A 14753-nucleotide genomic window follows, 5' to 3' on the forward strand; every position below is an offset into this window, starting at 1 on the left:
TTCGCGTGACGACCGTGGTGGTGAGCGCAGGTACGGTTCGCGTGACGACCGTGGTGGTGAGCGCAGCAGGTACGGTTCGCGTGACGACCGTGGTGGTGAGCGCAGGTACGGTTCGCGTGACGACCGTGGTGGTGAGCGCAGCAGGTACGGTTCGCGTGACGACCGTGGTGGTGAGCGCAGCAGGTACGGTTCGCGTGACGACCGTGGTGGTGAGCGCAGCAGGTACGGTTCGCGTGACGACCGTGGTGGCGACCGGAAGTACGGTTCGCGTGACGATCGTGGTGGCGACCGGAAGTACGGTTCGCGCGATGATCGTGGTGGCGAGCGCACGTACACGCCGCGCGGCACGGGTGATCGCAGGTACGGCTCGCGCGATGACCGCGCCGGTCGCGACGAGCGCCGCTCGGACCGGCCCGGCGGCTCGCGCGACCACCGTTCTTCGCACGGCCGCGTCGCGGGACGCCCGGCGCAGCGCTCCTCGGACCGTGAGCGGACTCCGCGACAGGCCGGTCACGGAGCTGCCGAGCTCGCTGTCCGGCCGCGTCACGACGACCCGCCGATCGCCGACCGCATCACGCCGAGGGACCTGGACTCGGCCGCACGCGCCGAACTCAAGACGCTCTCGAAGGAGAACGCGGAGTGGGTCGCGCGGCACCTGGTCGCCGCAGCCGAGGCGCTCGAGGACGATCCCGCGCTCGCGCACCGGCACGCACTCTCCGCATCCCGCCGTGCCGGCCGTGTCGCCGTCGTCCGCGAGACACTGGCGATCACCGCGTACGCGACGGGCGACTTCGCCCTCGCCCTCCGCGAGCTGCGCACCTACCGACGGATCTCCGGCAGCGACGACCAGATCGCCCTCATGGTGGACAGCGAGCGCGGCGTCGGACGACCCGATCGCGCCCTGGAGCTCGGTCGGTCCGTCGATCGCGCGACGCTGCCGGCCGCAGTGCAGGCCGCACTCGCGATCGCGATGTCCGGGGCGCGGCTCGACCTCGAGCAGCCCGAACTGGCGCTCGCGGAGCTCGAAGTGCCGCAGCTCGATCCGGACCGCGCATTCTCGTACAGCCCGGCGCTGTTCTCCGCGTACGCGGAGGTGCTCGACGAACTCGGTCGTTCCGGGGATGCCGCGCGCTGGCGCGAGCTGTCGGATCGCGCCGAGGCCGCGCTCGAGGGCGCGCGTCCCGACTTCATCGAGGTCTTCGAACTCGAGGTCGAGGAGGAGCCGGTCGAGATCGAGGGCGACGCAGCGCAGGTCGTGACCGACGGCCCCGCCGGCACCGACGACGACGCGGCCACGACCGCGCCCGGGCCCGAGGCGGACACCGACGCCGAGGGCGACCCGGCCGACGCGATCGAGCCCGAGGTGGCCGCGATCCTGGCCGAGACCGCCGACCTCGACGACGAGACGGGCGCGGGCCCGGACGCCGGACGCGGATGAGCCCGCTCTTCGGCTCGCGCCGTGGCGCGTCAACGCCGCTCGACGGCGTCGACGCGGTCTTCGCCGACCTCGACGGCGTGGTCTACGCCGGACCGCACGCCATCCCGCACGCGGTGGAGAGCCTGAATCGGGTCGGCGAGTCGCTCCCGGTCGCGTACATCACGAACAACGCCTCGCGCAGCGACGAACAGGTCGCGGCGCATCTGACGTCGCTCGGGCTGTCGCCCACGCCACGCGATGTCGTGACCTCGCCGCAGGCCGCGATGCGGCTGCTCGCGGCATCCGTCGCCCCAGCGTCCCTGGTGCTCGTCGTCGGCGGGGACGGCATCGTCACGGAGCTCGAACGCGGCGGCTACCGGGTCACGCGCTCGGCCGACGACGCTCCCGATGCCGTCATGCAGGGATTCCATCCGGACGTCGGGTGGCGGCAGCTGGCCGAGGCCGCCTTCGCACTCAACGCGCACGGCGGGCCGGGGGAGCCCGGTGGCATCCCCTGGATCGCGACGAACATGGACTGGACGATCCCGGTCGAGCGTGGCATCGCGCCCGGCAACGGGACCCTCGTCTCCGCCGTGCACACCGCGGCGGGACGATTCCCGGAGGTCGCCGGCAAGCCCGAGACGCCGATCTTCGACGAGGCGCGTGAACGCTTCGAAGCGGAGCATCCGCTCATGATCGGCGACCGCCTGGACACCGACATCCGAGGCGCGAACCGCGCCGGCATCGCCTCGCTCGTCGTGCTCACGGGCATCGACCGGGCGAAGCAGGTGCTGGCAGCGGATGCCGCGAGCCGCCCGGATTTCATCGTCTCCGATCTCCGCGAGCTCCATGAGCCGTACCCGGAGATCGAACGTCGCCGAGGCGGTGTCCGCGTCCGCGGAGCGGAGGTGCGCATCGACGGGCGCCGCGTCGTGATCGAGCGGGACGGCGACGACGCGCTGGACCTCCTGCGTGCCGCGTGTGCGGCCATCTGGGAGAGCGGGACGGCGATCCACGCGCTCGACGTGCCGGAGCGTCTCTACCGCTGAATGCAGCGGATCCACGTGTCCGGGTCGGTCCCTCGCGCGCGTGGGCCGTGCGGAGTCGATCGTGGTACGAGGTAGCGTGGGGGTCGTGAGCACAGGAGACTTCGACGCAGGCGACCCGGCGGCGGCACCGGAGGATCTGGCGGCGGCGGCCGCCGATGCGCTCTCCGCGATCGAGGCGTCGCCCCTGGAGGAGCGCGCCGCCGGGTTCGACGCGATGGCGGAGCAACTCCGGCGCGAACTCGAGCGATCCGATCCCGCGCGATCCGCGAGCTGATCGGTGACGGCCCAGCGACTCGATGCGGCGTTGGCGGCGCGCGGCCTCGCACGGTCGCGCACGCACGCGGCGACCCTCATCGCCGAGGGCGCGGTCCGCGTCGACGGCGAGCCCGTCACGAAGGCCGCGCACCGCGTGGCGGAGGACGCCGTCCTCGAGGTCGCCGCAGCGGACCACTACGTGAGCCGCGCCGCGCACAAGCTCATCGCGGCGCTCGACGCCTTCGGCGTCGACCCGACCGGCCGGGTCGTGCTCGATGCGGGCGCCTCCACGGGCGGGTTCACCCAAGTGCTGCTCGAGCGTGGAGCGGCGACCGTGCTGGCGGTCGACGTCGGCCACGGCCAGCTCGCGCCCGAACTGCACGGGCTGCCCGGGCTGGTCCTGGTCGAGGGGTGCAACGTGCGGCACCTCGATGCGGTCGCGCTCGGCCGCCTGACGGGAGTCGACGCCCCGCCGACGCTCGTGACGGCCGACCTGTCCTTCATCTCGCTGACGACGGTGCTGCCCGCCCTGCGGGCGACCGCATCCCCCGATGCCGAGTTCGTGCTCCTCGTGAAGCCGCAGTTCGAGGTCGGGCGGAGCGGCACGAGGGAGGGCGTCGTGCGCGATCCCGCCGCGCGCGGCGACGCGGTGATGAACGTGCTCTGGGCCGCGCACGACCTCGGGCTGCGGACGGCGGGCGTCCTGTCCTCCCCGATCGCCGGAACGCACGGCAATCGCGAGGTCCTCGTGCTGCTCAGCCCGACGCGCGGCGCCGATCCGTCAGAATGGTCCAGTCAGGTCCGAGTAGCGACGGGAGGCGTCACGGCGTGAGCGATGCACGGTTCTTCCTCGTGGTCTCGCACACCGGTCGGTCGTCGGCCCTCGACGCCACGGCCGACGTGTGCGGGCAGCTGGTCGCGGCCGGCGCCGTGCCCGTCGTGGCCGCAGAGCAGTGGCACGACGTCATGACGGCACTGCCCGAGCTCGAGGGCATGGTCAAGCGGTTCGAAGAGGTCTCGCCGAAGCACATCGAGCTCGTCATCGTCCTCGGCGGCGACGGCACGATCCTCCGCGCGGCGGAGCTCACGCGCGAGCACCCCGTTCCGCTGCTCGGCGTCAACCTCGGCCACGTCGGGTTCCTCGCGGAGAGCGAACGCGACGATCTCGGCTACACGGTCGGCCGCGCGCTGGCGCGCGACTACACGGTCGAGGAGCGCATGACGCTCTCCGTGCGAGCGAAGATCGGCGAAGACGTCGTCTACGAGGGGTGGGCGCTGAACGAGGCGACCGTCGAGAAGGCCGAACGCGAACGCATGCTCGAGGTGGTCATCGAGGTCGACCGCCGCCCGTTGTCCTCGTTCGGGTGCGACGGCGTCGTCATGTCGACCCCGACCGGCTCGACGGCCTACTCGTTCTCGGCCGGCGGTCCCGTCGTCTGGCCGGCGGTCGAAGCGCTGCTGCTCGTGCCGCTCAGTGCGCACGCGCTGTTCGCCCGGCCGCTCGTCGTCGGCCCCGACTCGTCGCTCGCCGTCGAGGTGCTCCAGCGGACGGAGGCGGCGGCGGTGATCTGGTGCGACGGCCGGCGGATGTTCGAGCTCCCGCCGGGCGCCCGGGTCATCGTCCGACGGTCCACGGTGCCCGTGCGCCTCGCCCGGCTGCACCAGGCGCCGTTCACCGACCGGCTGGTGAACAAGTTCCAGCTGCCCGTCACGGGCTGGAAGGGGCCGGTCGCCGGTGATTGAGGAACTCGGAATCCGCGACCTGGGAGTCATCGCCGACGCCACGCTGCCGCTCGGTCCCGGCTTCACCGCCGTGACCGGCGAGACCGGCGCTGGAAAGACGATGGTGGTCACGGCGCTCGGCCTCCTGCTCGGAGCGCGCTCCGATGCCGGCACGGTCCGCTCCGGCGCGAAGCAGGCATGGGTCGAGGGTCGGTGGCTCCTCACCGACCCCGAGTCCGTGGCGGAACGCGTGGCCGATGCGGGCGGCGAGATCGACGCGGGCGAGCTGCTCCTCGGGCGCTCGGTGTCCGCCGAAGGTCGCAGTCGTGCCATCGTCGGCGGACGCAGTGCCCCGGTGGGCGTCCTCGCCGAGCTCGCGGACCACCTCGTCGTCGTGCACGGCCAGGCCGACCAGCAGCGACTCCGTTCGGCGACCGCGCAGCGCGATGCGCTCGACCGATTCGCCGGGCCCGCACTCGCCGACGCGCTGGCTGCGTACCGAGAGGCCTTCCGGGCCTGGCGCGTCGAGGCCGACGAGCTCCGGTCGCTGCGGGAACACCACGACGAGCGGCTCCGCGAGGCGGAGGAACTCCGCCTCGCCCTCGACGAACTCGAGACCGCCGACCCCCAGCGCGGCGAGGACGACGCGCTGCAGGAGCGCGCGGAGCGCCTCACCAACCTCGAGGACCTCCGCCTGGCCGCGGCCCAGGCGAGGGAGCTCATCTCGGCCGAGGTCGCCGGCGACGACACGCCCGACGCGATCACCCTCGTGGAGTCGGCGCGCCGCCAGGTCGACCGCGTGGTCGCCCACGATGCCGCGCTCGCGCCGATCGCCGAGGCGGTGGCGAGTGCCGGCTTCGCCCTCGCGGATGCCGCGACCGAGCTGTCCGGGTACCTCGCGGGGCTCGACGCCGACGGCGCCGCGGAACTCGAAGCGGTCCAGGAGCGACGCGCGGTCCTCGCGAACCTCGCGCGACGGCACGGCACGCTCGACGAGGCGATCGCGTTCCGGCACGACGGCGGACTCCGGCTCGTCGAACTCGACGGCGACGACGACCGGATCGATGCCCTCGAGCGCGCCGTCGAACGGCGCGCCGCCGAGGTCGACGAACTCGCCGACCGGATCTCCGCCCTGCGCGCCGACGCGGCATCCAGCCTCGCCGCCGCGGTGACGGCGGAACTGGCCGCGCTCGCCATGCCCGACGCCGAGCTGACCGTGACGGTCGAGTCGCTCGCCGAGCCCGCCTCGCACGGTCGCGACCAGGTCTCGATCCTGCTGCGCCCGCACCCCGGCACCGAGCCGAGGCCCGTCGCCAAGGGCGCCTCCGGCGGCGAGCTGTCGCGCGTGATGCTCGCGATCGAGGTCGTCATCGCGGGTGCCGATCCCGTGCCGACGTTCGTGTTCGACGAGGTCGACGCCGGCGTCGGCGGGGCCGCGGCGATCGAGATCGGCCGACGTCTCGCGCGACTCGCCGAGCGCTCGCAGGTCATCGTCGTCACCCACCTCGCTCAGGTCGCGGCGTTCGCGTCGAACCACCTCAGCGTCGTCAAGGGCACGGACGGCCGCGTCACCGCCTCGAGCGTGCGGCAGCTCGAGGGCGCCGAGCGGGAGGCCGAGATGGCACGACTGCTCTCCGGCCTCGCCGACTCCGCATCCGGCCTCGCGCACGCGCGCGAACTCCTCGAGATCGCCGACGCCGACGCCGCCTGACGACGACACGCCCGGCGGGTCGGTTCGGTGGGGCGAGTTCGACGCGTGATTCGCCCGCGATCTCGCGGGACGCGGCACCCGTCGTCGCAGTTCGGCGAAGGCTCGGACCATTCCCAGCCGGGAGTCGGATAGACTACAAGCCCGTGGTGGATGATCGCGGCGCAGACATTTCGAACACTGAACTCACGAACACCGTGACCAAGCACATCTTCGTGACTGGTGGTGTCGTTTCCTCTCTGGGCAAGGGCCTGACGGCGGCAAGCCTCGGCAACCTGCTCACGGCGCGGGGCCTGCGGGTGGTGATGCAGAAGCTCGACCCCTACCTCAACGTCGATCCGGGCACCATGAACCCGTTCCAGCACGGCGAAGTCTTCGTGACCGACGACGGAGCCGAGACCGACCTCGACATCGGGCACTACGAGCGCTTCCTCGACATCGACCTGTCGCAGGCCGCCAACGTCACGACCGGGCAGATCTACTCGACCGTCATCGCCAAGGAGCGGCGCGGCGAGTACCTCGGCGACACCGTGCAGGTGATCCCGCACATCACCGACGAGATCAAGCGCCGCATGCGCCTCCAGGCGACCGAGACGCCGAAGCCGGACGTCATCATCACCGAGATCGGCGGCACGGTCGGCGACATCGAGTCGCAGCCGTTCATCGAGTCCGCGCGCCAGGTCCGGCACGAGCTCGGGCGCACGAACGTGTTCTTCGTGCACGTCTCGCTCGTGCCGTTCATGGGCGCGTCGGGGGAGCAGAAGACGAAGCCGACGCAGCACTCGGTCGCCGCGCTCCGCTCGATCGGCATCCAGCCCGATGCCCTCGTGCTGCGCAGCGACCGCCCGGTCACCGAGGCGAACAAGCGCAAGATCGCGCTCATGTGCGACGTCGACGAGGCCGCCGTGGTGAACGCGGTCGACGTGCCGTCGATCTACGACATCCCCACGATGCTCCACGAGCAGGGCCTCGACGCGTACCTCATCGAGGCGCTCGGGCTCGGCGACAAGGCCGCCGAGGTCGACTGGTCGGCGTGGGCCGACCTGCTCCGCGTCGTGCACGACCCGGCGCACGAGGTCACGATCGGGCTCGTCGGGAAGTACATCGACCTGCCCGACGCCTACCTGTCGGTCACCGAGGCGCTCCGCGCCGGCGGCTTCGCCAACGAGACCAAGGTGAACATCGAGTGGATCCCGTCCGACGAGTGCCGAACCCCCGAGGGGGCGAAGGAGAAGCTGTCGCACCTCGACGGGATCTGCGTGCCCGGCGGCTTCGGCGTGCGCGGCATCGAGGGCAAGCTCGGTGCGCTGCACTTCGCACGCGAGAACGGCATCCCGACGCTCGGGCTCTGCCTCGGCCTGCAGTGCATGGTGATCGAGTACTCGCGGAACGTGGCGGGGCTCCCCGGCGCATCCTCGAGCGAGTTCGACCCCGACACCGAGTTCCCGGTCATCGCGACCATGGAGGAGCAGGTCGAGATCATCGCCGGCGGCGACCTGGGCGGCACCATGCGCCTCGGCCTCTACCCGGCGGCGCTCGACGAGGGCTCGATCGTCGCCGAGCTGTACGGCGCGACCGAGGTGTCGGAGCGGCACCGCCATCGGTACGAGGTGAACAACGCGTATCGCGACCGCATCGCCGAGGCGGGCATGGTCTTCTCCGGCATGTCGCCGAGCCGGCACCTCGTCGAGTTCGTGGAGCTGCCGCGCGACATGCACCCGTTCTACGTCGCCACCCAGGCGCACCCCGAGCTCCGGAGCCGCCCGAACGACGCCCACCCGCTGTTCCGCGGCCTCGTCGGGGCGGCGCTCGAGCGGCGCAAGGCGAGCCTGCTGTTCGACGACGTCGAGGACGCCTGACATGACGGCCGAGGTCGGCGGGCCGGTCGATCCGACCGCCGACCTGCCCGTCGACGAGTACGTCGACCTGCCGCTCCTCGACCGTGAGACCGTCTTCGAGGGGCGCATCTGGGACGTGCGCCGCGACCGGCTCGAGTACGGACAGGACGCGACCCCGATCGTCCGCGAGTACGTGGCGCACCCCGGTGCCGTCGCGATCCTCGCGCTCGGCGACGACGACCGCGTCCTGCTGATCAAGCAGTACCGCCAACCGGTCCGCGCGCGCGATTGGGAGATCCCCGCGGGCCTCCTCGACGTCGCGGGTGAACCGCCCCTCGAGGCGGCGAAGCGCGAGCTCGCCGAGGAGGCGGACCTCGTGGCATCCGACTGGGCGGTCCTGGCCGATTACTTCACGACCCCGGGCGGCAGCGACGAGGCCATCCGCATCTTCCTGGCCCGCGACCTCGCAGCGGCACCGGAGACGCACGCCCGCGAGGACGAGGAGGCCGACATGGAGGTCGGATGGGTCGGCCTCGACGACTGCGTCGACGCCGTCCTCGCCCGTCGGGTCGGCAATCCCTCGCTCACCGTCGGCGTGCTCGCGGCCGTCGCCGCGCGTGCTCGCGGCTGGGCGACGCTCGGACCCGCGGACGCGGCCTGGCCGGCGCATCCCGACCACAGGCCGGCCGCCGGGTGAGCTCGCGCGCGGTCGACGACTACCTGCGCCACCTCACGGTGGAGCGAGGACTCGCGCGCAACAGCCTCGCCTCGTACCGGCGCGACCTCGCGATCTACGCCGACTGGCTGGATCGCGCCGGCATCGCCGGACCCGAGGCCGTCGCCGAGGCCGACCTGTCGGCGTTCGTGCGCTACCTGGGCTCGGAGCGGGAGCCGACGCTCGCGGTCTCGTCGATCGCGCGGGTGCTCTCCGCGGTGCGGGGCCTGCACCGCTTCCTCGCCGAGGAGGGACGTACGCCCACCGACCCGGCCAAGGACCTCCGCCCGCCCAAGCTGCCGATGCGTCTGCCGAAGGCGATCCCCGTGGAGCAGGTCGCCGCGATCATCGAGGCCGCCCGCGTCGGCGAGGAGGTCACGGCGCTGCGCGACGTCGCGCTGCTCGAACTGCTCTACGCGACCGGCGCGCGCGTCTCCGAGGCCACGGCGCTCAACGTCGACGACCTCGTCGACGAGGAGGTCGTGCGGCTGTTCGGCAAGGGCGGCACCGAGCGGATCGTGCCCGTCGGCAGCTACGCGCGGGCCGCGCTCGACGCGTACCTCGTGCGGTCCCGACCCGTGCTGTCGGTGCGGGGGAGCGCGACGCCCGCGCTGTTCCTCGGCGTCCGCGGGAGGCGGATGTCGCGCCAGGCCGTGTGGCAGGTGCTGCAGGATGCGGCGGAGCGGGCCGGGGTCGCGGCATCCGTCTCACCGCACACACTGCGGCACTCCTTCGCGACGCACCTGCTCGCGGGCGGCGCCGACGTGCGCGTCGTCCAGGAGCTCCTCGGGCACGCGTCCGTGTCGACCACCCAGATCTACACCCTGGTCACGGCCGATACACTCCGGGAGATGTACACGGTCGCCCACCCCCGCGCTCGTTAGAATCGACCAAGCATTCCGGAATCGACGGGGAGAGAGAGCCGCACCGTGACCTACGAACACGACCCGGTGGACGGCACCGCCACGCTGGAGTCGTCGGACCTGGGTCCCACCGGCCGCCCCGCACGCGACTTCCCGGAGCCCGCACCGCTCCGGTCCCACGGACCGGCCCGGATCATCGCGCTCTGCAATCAGAAGGGCGGCGTCGGCAAGACCACGACGACGATCAACCTCGGCGCGGCACTGGCCGACTACGGACGTCGCGTGCTCGCGGTCGACTTCGATCCGCAGGGCGCGCTGTCGGCGGGCCTCGGCGTGCAGACGCACGACGTCCCGACGATCTACGACCTTCTCCTCTCGCGCAGCGTCTCGCCGGCCGATGCCATCCAGCGCACGGGGGTCGAGGGTCTCGACGTCATCCCCGCGAACATCGACCTGTCGGCCGCCGAGGTGCACCTCGTGACCGAGGTCGCGCGCGAGCAGATCCTCGCGGGCGTGCTCCGCAAGGTGTCCGCCGACTACGACGTGGTGCTGATCGACTGCCAGCCGTCGCTCGGCCTCCTCACCGTGAACGCCCTCACGGCGAGCCACGGCGTGGTGATCCCGCTCGAGTGCGAGTACTTCGCGCTGCGCGGCGTCGCGCTGCTCATCGAGACCATCGACAAGGTGCGCGACCGGCTGAACCCGGCGATCACGCTCGACGGGATCCTCGCAACCATGTACGACGCGCGCACGCTGCACTCCCGCGAGGTGCTCGAGCGGGTCGTCGACGCGTTCGACGAGAAGGTGCTCGAAACCGTGATCACGCGCACCGTGAAGTTCCCGGATGCCACGGTCGCCGCGACGCCGATCACGGAGTTCGCGCCCGAGCACCCCGCCTCGCGGGCGTACCGTCAGCTCGCGAGGGAGCTGGTCGACCGTGGCGCGGTCGCCTGAGCCCAGGGCGGCGACGAACACCCCGGCGGGCGACACGGGCGAGGCGCCCGAGCCGGCCGATGCCGCCGTCGCCGCCGAGCCGGCGCCCGAGCCCGGCTTCCGCGTCGCCCTGTCGAACTTCGAGGGGCCATTCGACCTGCTGCTCTCACTCATCGCCAAGCACGAGCTCGACATCACCGAGGTGTCGCTGTCGGCGGTGACGGACGAGTTCATCGCGTACCTCCGCGGCATCGACAGCGACGAGGAACTCGACCGAGCGAGCGAGTTCCTCGTCGTCGCGGCCACGCTCCTCGACCTGAAGGTCGCCGGGCTCCTGCCGCAGGGCGAGCTCGTCGACGCCGAGGACGTCGCGCTCCTCGAGGCGCGCGACCTGCTGTTCGCGCGACTGCTGCAGTACCGCGCGTTCAAGGAGGCGGCGCGCTGGTTCGGCGGCCGGATCGAGGTCGAGTCGCTGCGGCACGCCCGCACGGTCAAGCTCGAGGAGCGCTTCCGCCAGCGCACGCCCGAGCTGCGCTGGACGCTCGGGCCGGCCGACTTCGCCGCACTCGCCACGCTCGCGCTCACGCCGCGCGAACTGCCGACGGTGGGCCTCGACCACCTGCACGCCCCGCTCGTCTCGATCCGCGAGCAGGCGGCGCATGTCGTCGCCGTGCTCCGCCGCGGGGAGCCCGTCACGTTCCGGCGGCTCATCGCGGGCGTCGACCGGCCCGGCGTCGTCGTGGCACGGTTCCTCGCGGTCCTCGAGCTGTACCGGCACGACGCGATCGGGTTCGACCAGCTCGAACCCCTCGGGGAGCTGACGCTGCGCTGGGCGGGGAACGAGAACTGGTCCGACGATCGACTGGACAGCCTGGGAGCCGACTATGACGAGTGAGACGGATGCCGCGATGCCGACGGACGACGCGATGGCACGGGATGCCGAGGCGCCGACAGGCGACGCGGCGCGCGCCGAACCCGCGGCCGCGGCCGCGGCCGACGAGCGTCCCGAGGTGTCGGTCGCGACCCCCCTCGACGTTCCGGGCCAGCCCCGCCTCGACCTCGACCGCGCCATCGAGGCACTGCTGTTCATCGCCGACGAGCCCCAGGGCCTCGTGCACCTCGCCGCGGCCGTCGCGCGCCCGATCGCCGAGGTGAAGGCGTCGATCGCGCGCCTCGTCGCGGACTACGACGGCGGGGCGCCGTCCGGTGAGCCGCGCACCGACGCGGGCGAGCAGCCGGCGGCCGGCGGCATCCGTCGCGCCTTCGAACTTCGCGAGGTGGGCGGCGGCTGGCGCTTCTACGCCCGCACGGAGTACGACGCGCTGATCACCGACGCGGTGCTCGCGCAGACGTCGACGAAGCTCTCGCAGGCGGCGCTCGAGACGCTCGCGGTGATCGCCTACAAGCAGCCGATCTCGCGGTCGTCGATCGCCTCGATCCGCGCCGTGAACGTCGACTCGGTCGTGCGCACGCTCTACGGTCGCGGCCTCATCACCGAGGTCGACACCGACGAGGAGACCGGCGCGATCCTGTACGGCACGACCGACCTGCTGCTCACGAACCTCGGCATCGCGTCGCTCGACGACCTGCCGCCGATCTCGCCGCTGCTCGACGGCGGCCAGGAGGGATTCGAACGTGACCTCGTCTGACCGGCCGGGAGGCCACGGCGACGCACCCGAGGGCGTCCGGCTGCAGAAGGCGCTGGCCGCGGCCGGCGTCGCGAGCCGGCGCGTCGTGGAGAACCTGATCGTCGAGGGACGCATCGAGGTGAACGGCCGCGTCGTCACCGAGCTCGGCAGCCGCATCGACCCGCTCGCCGACCGGGTCTCGGTCGACGGCGTCGCGGTGCAGCTCGACCAGGACAAGCGCTACTTCATGCTGAACAAGCCGCGCGGCGTCGTCTCGACGATGCGCGACGAGCAGGGCCGCCCCGACCTGCGCCGATTCACCGACCCGCTCGACGTGCGCGTGTTCAACGTCGGCCGCCTCGACGGCGACACGAGCGGCCTGCTGCTGCTCACCAACGACGGCGAGCTCGCGCACGTGCTCGCGCACCCGTCGTTCGGCGTCGAGAAGACGTACATCGCGAAGGTGACCGGGCGGATGACGCCGCAGACGCTGCAGCGCCTGAAGCGCGGCGTCGACCTCGACGACGGCCCGATCCGCGCGGACCGCGCGAAGATCCTGCAGGCGCAGGGCGACCAGCGGCACACGATGGTCGAGGTCACCTTGCACTCCGGCCGCAACCGGATCGTGCGACGCATGCTCGACGCGGTCGGCCACCCGGTCGTCGAGCTCGTGCGCCGGCAATTCGGGCCGCTGCACCTCGGCACGCTGAAGTCGGGCGCGGTGCGCGAGTTGACTAGAGTCGAACTCGGCCAGCTGCTCACCATCGTGCGCGCGGCGGACGCCGAGCGGAAGGGGAACGGGTAGGTGGTCGAGTCACGACTCATCGGACCGGTCCGCGTCGTCGGCGCCGGCCTGCTCGGCACGAGCGTCGCGCTCGGGCTCCGCACTCGCGGAATCGACGTGATCCTCGCCGACGCGTCACCGACGCACGTCGCGATCGCCGTCGACCTCGGCGCCGGACGACGTGCGCAGCCCGACGATGCGCCGCAGCTCATCGTGGTGGCGGTGCCGCCCGATGTCACGGCGAGCGTCGTCGCGGCCGAGCTCGCGGCGTTCCCCGAGGCGATCGTGACGGATGTCGCGAGCGTGAAGTCCGGGATCCTCGCGGAGCTCGAGGCCGACGGTGCCGACGTGTCGCGCTACATCGGCTCGCACCCGCTGGCCGGACGCGAGCGCGGGGGACCGCTCGCCGCTCGCGCCGACCTCTTCGCCGGCCGCCCCTGGGTGGTCGCCGCGCACGACGAGATCAGCTACCGGCGCGCGAGCGCGATCGACGACCTCATCCTCGACCTCGGCGCGACGCTCGTCGAGATGACGCCGGAGGAGCACGATGCGGGCGTGGCGCTGATCTCGCACGTGCCGCAGGTGGTCTCGAGCATCATGGCGCGACGATTCCTCGACGCGCCGAACGCCGCACTGGGGCTCGCGGGGCAGGGCGTGCGGGACGTGACCCGCGTCGCCGCGAGCGACCCCGACCTGTGGGTGCAGATCCTCGGCGCCAACGCGTCGCCGGTGCGCGACATCCTCATCTCCTACCGGGAGGACCTCGACCGCTTCATCGACGCGCTCGCCGACCCGGCCGCGCCCGGCGCCCGTCGCCGCGTCGCCGAGGAGCTCACGGGCGGCAACACCGGCGTCGCCCGCCTGCCAGGCAAGCACGGCACCGACAAGCGGTTCACGACGATCATCGTCATGATCGACGACCGTCCGGGGCAGCTCGCGCGCCTCCTCGCCGAGATCGGCGAGATCGGCGTGAACCTCGAAGACCTCCGCCTCGAGCACTCGCCCGGCCGCCAGGTCGGCCTCGCCGAAGTGCAGGTCGTGCCCGAGGCGGCCGACCGACTGACCACCGAGCTGGCCGCACGCGGCTGGCGGATCGCAGGATGACCATGCAGCACCAGCCCGTCCACCCCGTCGTCGTCGCCGTCGACGGACCCGCCGGAAGCGGCAAGTCGAGCGTCTCGAAGGAGGTCGCGCGACGCCTCGGCTGGGGCTTCCTCGACACCGGCGCCGCGTACCGGGCGCTGGCCTGGCATGCGGAGGCGTCCGGAGTGGACACGGCGGACGCGGCATCCGTCGTCTCGTGCCTCGACTCGTTCGACTACCGCATCGGCACCGACCCGACGGGCTACACCGTGCACGTTGGCTCGACGGACGTCACGCAGGCGATCCGCGAGCCCGGGATCTCGGGCGTCGTGAGCCGGGTGGCGCGAGTGCCTGAGGTGCGTTCGCACCTCATCGAGCTGTTCCGGGCGATCATGGCGGCCGAGCGGCGCGGCGGGATCGTCGTCGAGGGCCGCGACATCACGACCGTGGTCGCGCCCGACGCGCCAGCGCGGATCCTGCTCACCGCGTCGGAGGAGGTGCGGATGGCGCGGCGCTCGGCGGAGCTGGTCGGGCACTCGGCCGCCGCCACCGGCCAGCAGCTGCGGGCGCGCGACGCGGCCGACTCGAAGGTCGTCGACTTCATGAACGCCGCGGACGGCGTCGTGACGGTCGACTCGACCGACCTCGACTTCGACGAGACCGTCGAGGCGATGCTCGCCGTCATCCGGGACGCTCAGGTTCGAACTGGTTGAATAGACAGGTTGTGCGCTCGCGCGCGCGACCCCGAGACACCCAGG

At 72.4% G+C, this 14753-nt stretch carries 15 protein-coding genes; all 15 read left to right on the top strand.

What is annotated here, in order from left to right:
* Window positions 1–1438 (top strand): hypothetical protein (locus ABME02_RS03155; protein WP_353813832.1); only part of this gene is annotated, 1438 nt, incomplete at its 5' end.
* The gene (locus ABME02_RS03160) at window positions 1435–2466 is read left to right on the top strand and encodes an HAD-IIA family hydrolase (RefSeq protein ID WP_353813833.1); all 1032 of its coding nucleotides are present in this window, start codon (window positions 1435–1437) and stop codon (window positions 2464–2466) included. The genes ABME02_RS03155 and ABME02_RS03160, both read left to right, overlap by 4 nt.
* Before the next feature lie 85 nt (window positions 2467–2551).
* On the top strand, window positions 2552–2740 hold the full coding sequence (locus tag ABME02_RS03165; RefSeq protein WP_353813835.1) for a hypothetical protein: 189 nt from the start codon (window positions 2552–2554) through the stop codon (window positions 2738–2740).
* Window positions 2741–2743: 3 nt separating this feature from the next.
* The gene (locus tag ABME02_RS03170; RefSeq protein ID WP_353813836.1) at window positions 2744–3553 is read left to right on the top strand and encodes a TlyA family RNA methyltransferase; all 810 of its coding nucleotides are present in this window, start codon (window positions 2744–2746) and stop codon (window positions 3551–3553) included.
* Window positions 3508–4464, top strand: a complete 957-nt coding sequence (locus tag ABME02_RS03175; RefSeq protein WP_436408233.1) for an NAD kinase — start codon at window positions 3508–3510, stop codon at window positions 4462–4464. Before ABME02_RS03170 ends, ABME02_RS03175 begins: the two co-directional genes overlap by 46 nt.
* The gene (recN, locus tag ABME02_RS03180) at window positions 4457–6154 is read left to right on the top strand and encodes a DNA repair protein RecN (protein WP_353813838.1); all 1698 of its coding nucleotides are present in this window, start codon (window positions 4457–4459) and stop codon (window positions 6152–6154) included. The genes ABME02_RS03175 and recN overlap by 8 nt, the downstream gene beginning before the upstream one ends.
* Before the next feature lie 194 nt (window positions 6155–6348).
* On the top strand, window positions 6349–8010 hold the full coding sequence (gene pyrG / locus ABME02_RS03185) for a CTP synthase (RefSeq protein WP_353813839.1): 1662 nt from the start codon (window positions 6349–6351) through the stop codon (window positions 8008–8010).
* Window position 8011: 1 nt separating this feature from the next.
* Complete coding sequence (locus tag ABME02_RS03190; RefSeq protein WP_353813840.1) at window positions 8012–8686, top strand: NUDIX domain-containing protein; 675 nt, start codon at window positions 8012–8014, stop codon at window positions 8684–8686.
* Window positions 8683–9588, top strand: a complete 906-nt coding sequence (gene xerD, locus ABME02_RS03195; protein ID WP_353813841.1) for a site-specific tyrosine recombinase XerD — start codon at window positions 8683–8685, stop codon at window positions 9586–9588. The genes ABME02_RS03190 and xerD overlap by 4 nt, the downstream gene beginning before the upstream one ends.
* Window positions 9589–9633: 45 nt before the next feature.
* Complete coding sequence (locus ABME02_RS03200; RefSeq protein WP_353813842.1) at window positions 9634–10521, top strand: ParA family protein; 888 nt, start codon at window positions 9634–9636, stop codon at window positions 10519–10521.
* Window positions 10505–11395 carry a segregation and condensation protein A gene (locus ABME02_RS03205; protein WP_436408234.1) on the top strand — a complete coding sequence of 297 codons (891 nt, stop codon included), beginning with the start codon at window positions 10505–10507 and terminating at the stop codon, window positions 11393–11395. The genes ABME02_RS03200 and ABME02_RS03205 overlap by 17 nt, the downstream gene beginning before the upstream one ends.
* Window positions 11385–12149 carry an SMC-Scp complex subunit ScpB gene (gene scpB, locus ABME02_RS03210; protein ID WP_353813843.1) on the top strand — a complete coding sequence of 255 codons (765 nt, stop codon included), beginning with the start codon at window positions 11385–11387 and terminating at the stop codon, window positions 12147–12149. The genes ABME02_RS03205 and scpB overlap by 11 nt, the downstream gene beginning before the upstream one ends.
* Window positions 12136–12933, top strand: a complete 798-nt coding sequence (locus ABME02_RS03215) for a pseudouridine synthase (protein ID WP_353813844.1) — start codon at window positions 12136–12138, stop codon at window positions 12931–12933. Before scpB ends, ABME02_RS03215 begins: the two co-directional genes overlap by 14 nt.
* Window positions 12934–14016 (top strand): prephenate dehydrogenase, encoded by a 1083-nt coding sequence (locus tag ABME02_RS03220; RefSeq protein ID WP_353813845.1) that lies wholly within the window; start codon window positions 12934–12936, stop codon window positions 14014–14016.
* Entirely contained in the window at window positions 14013–14708 is a 696-nt protein-coding gene (gene cmk / locus ABME02_RS03225) for a (d)CMP kinase (RefSeq protein ID WP_353813846.1), read from the top strand. The genes ABME02_RS03220 and cmk overlap by 4 nt, the downstream gene beginning before the upstream one ends.
* Window positions 14709–14753: the final 45 nt, after the last annotated feature.

Origin of the sequence: Agromyces zhanjiangensis, from assembly GCF_040496055.1 — a bacterium.
Classification (GTDB): domain Bacteria; phylum Actinomycetota; class Actinomycetes; order Actinomycetales; family Microbacteriaceae; genus Agromyces; species Agromyces zhanjiangensis.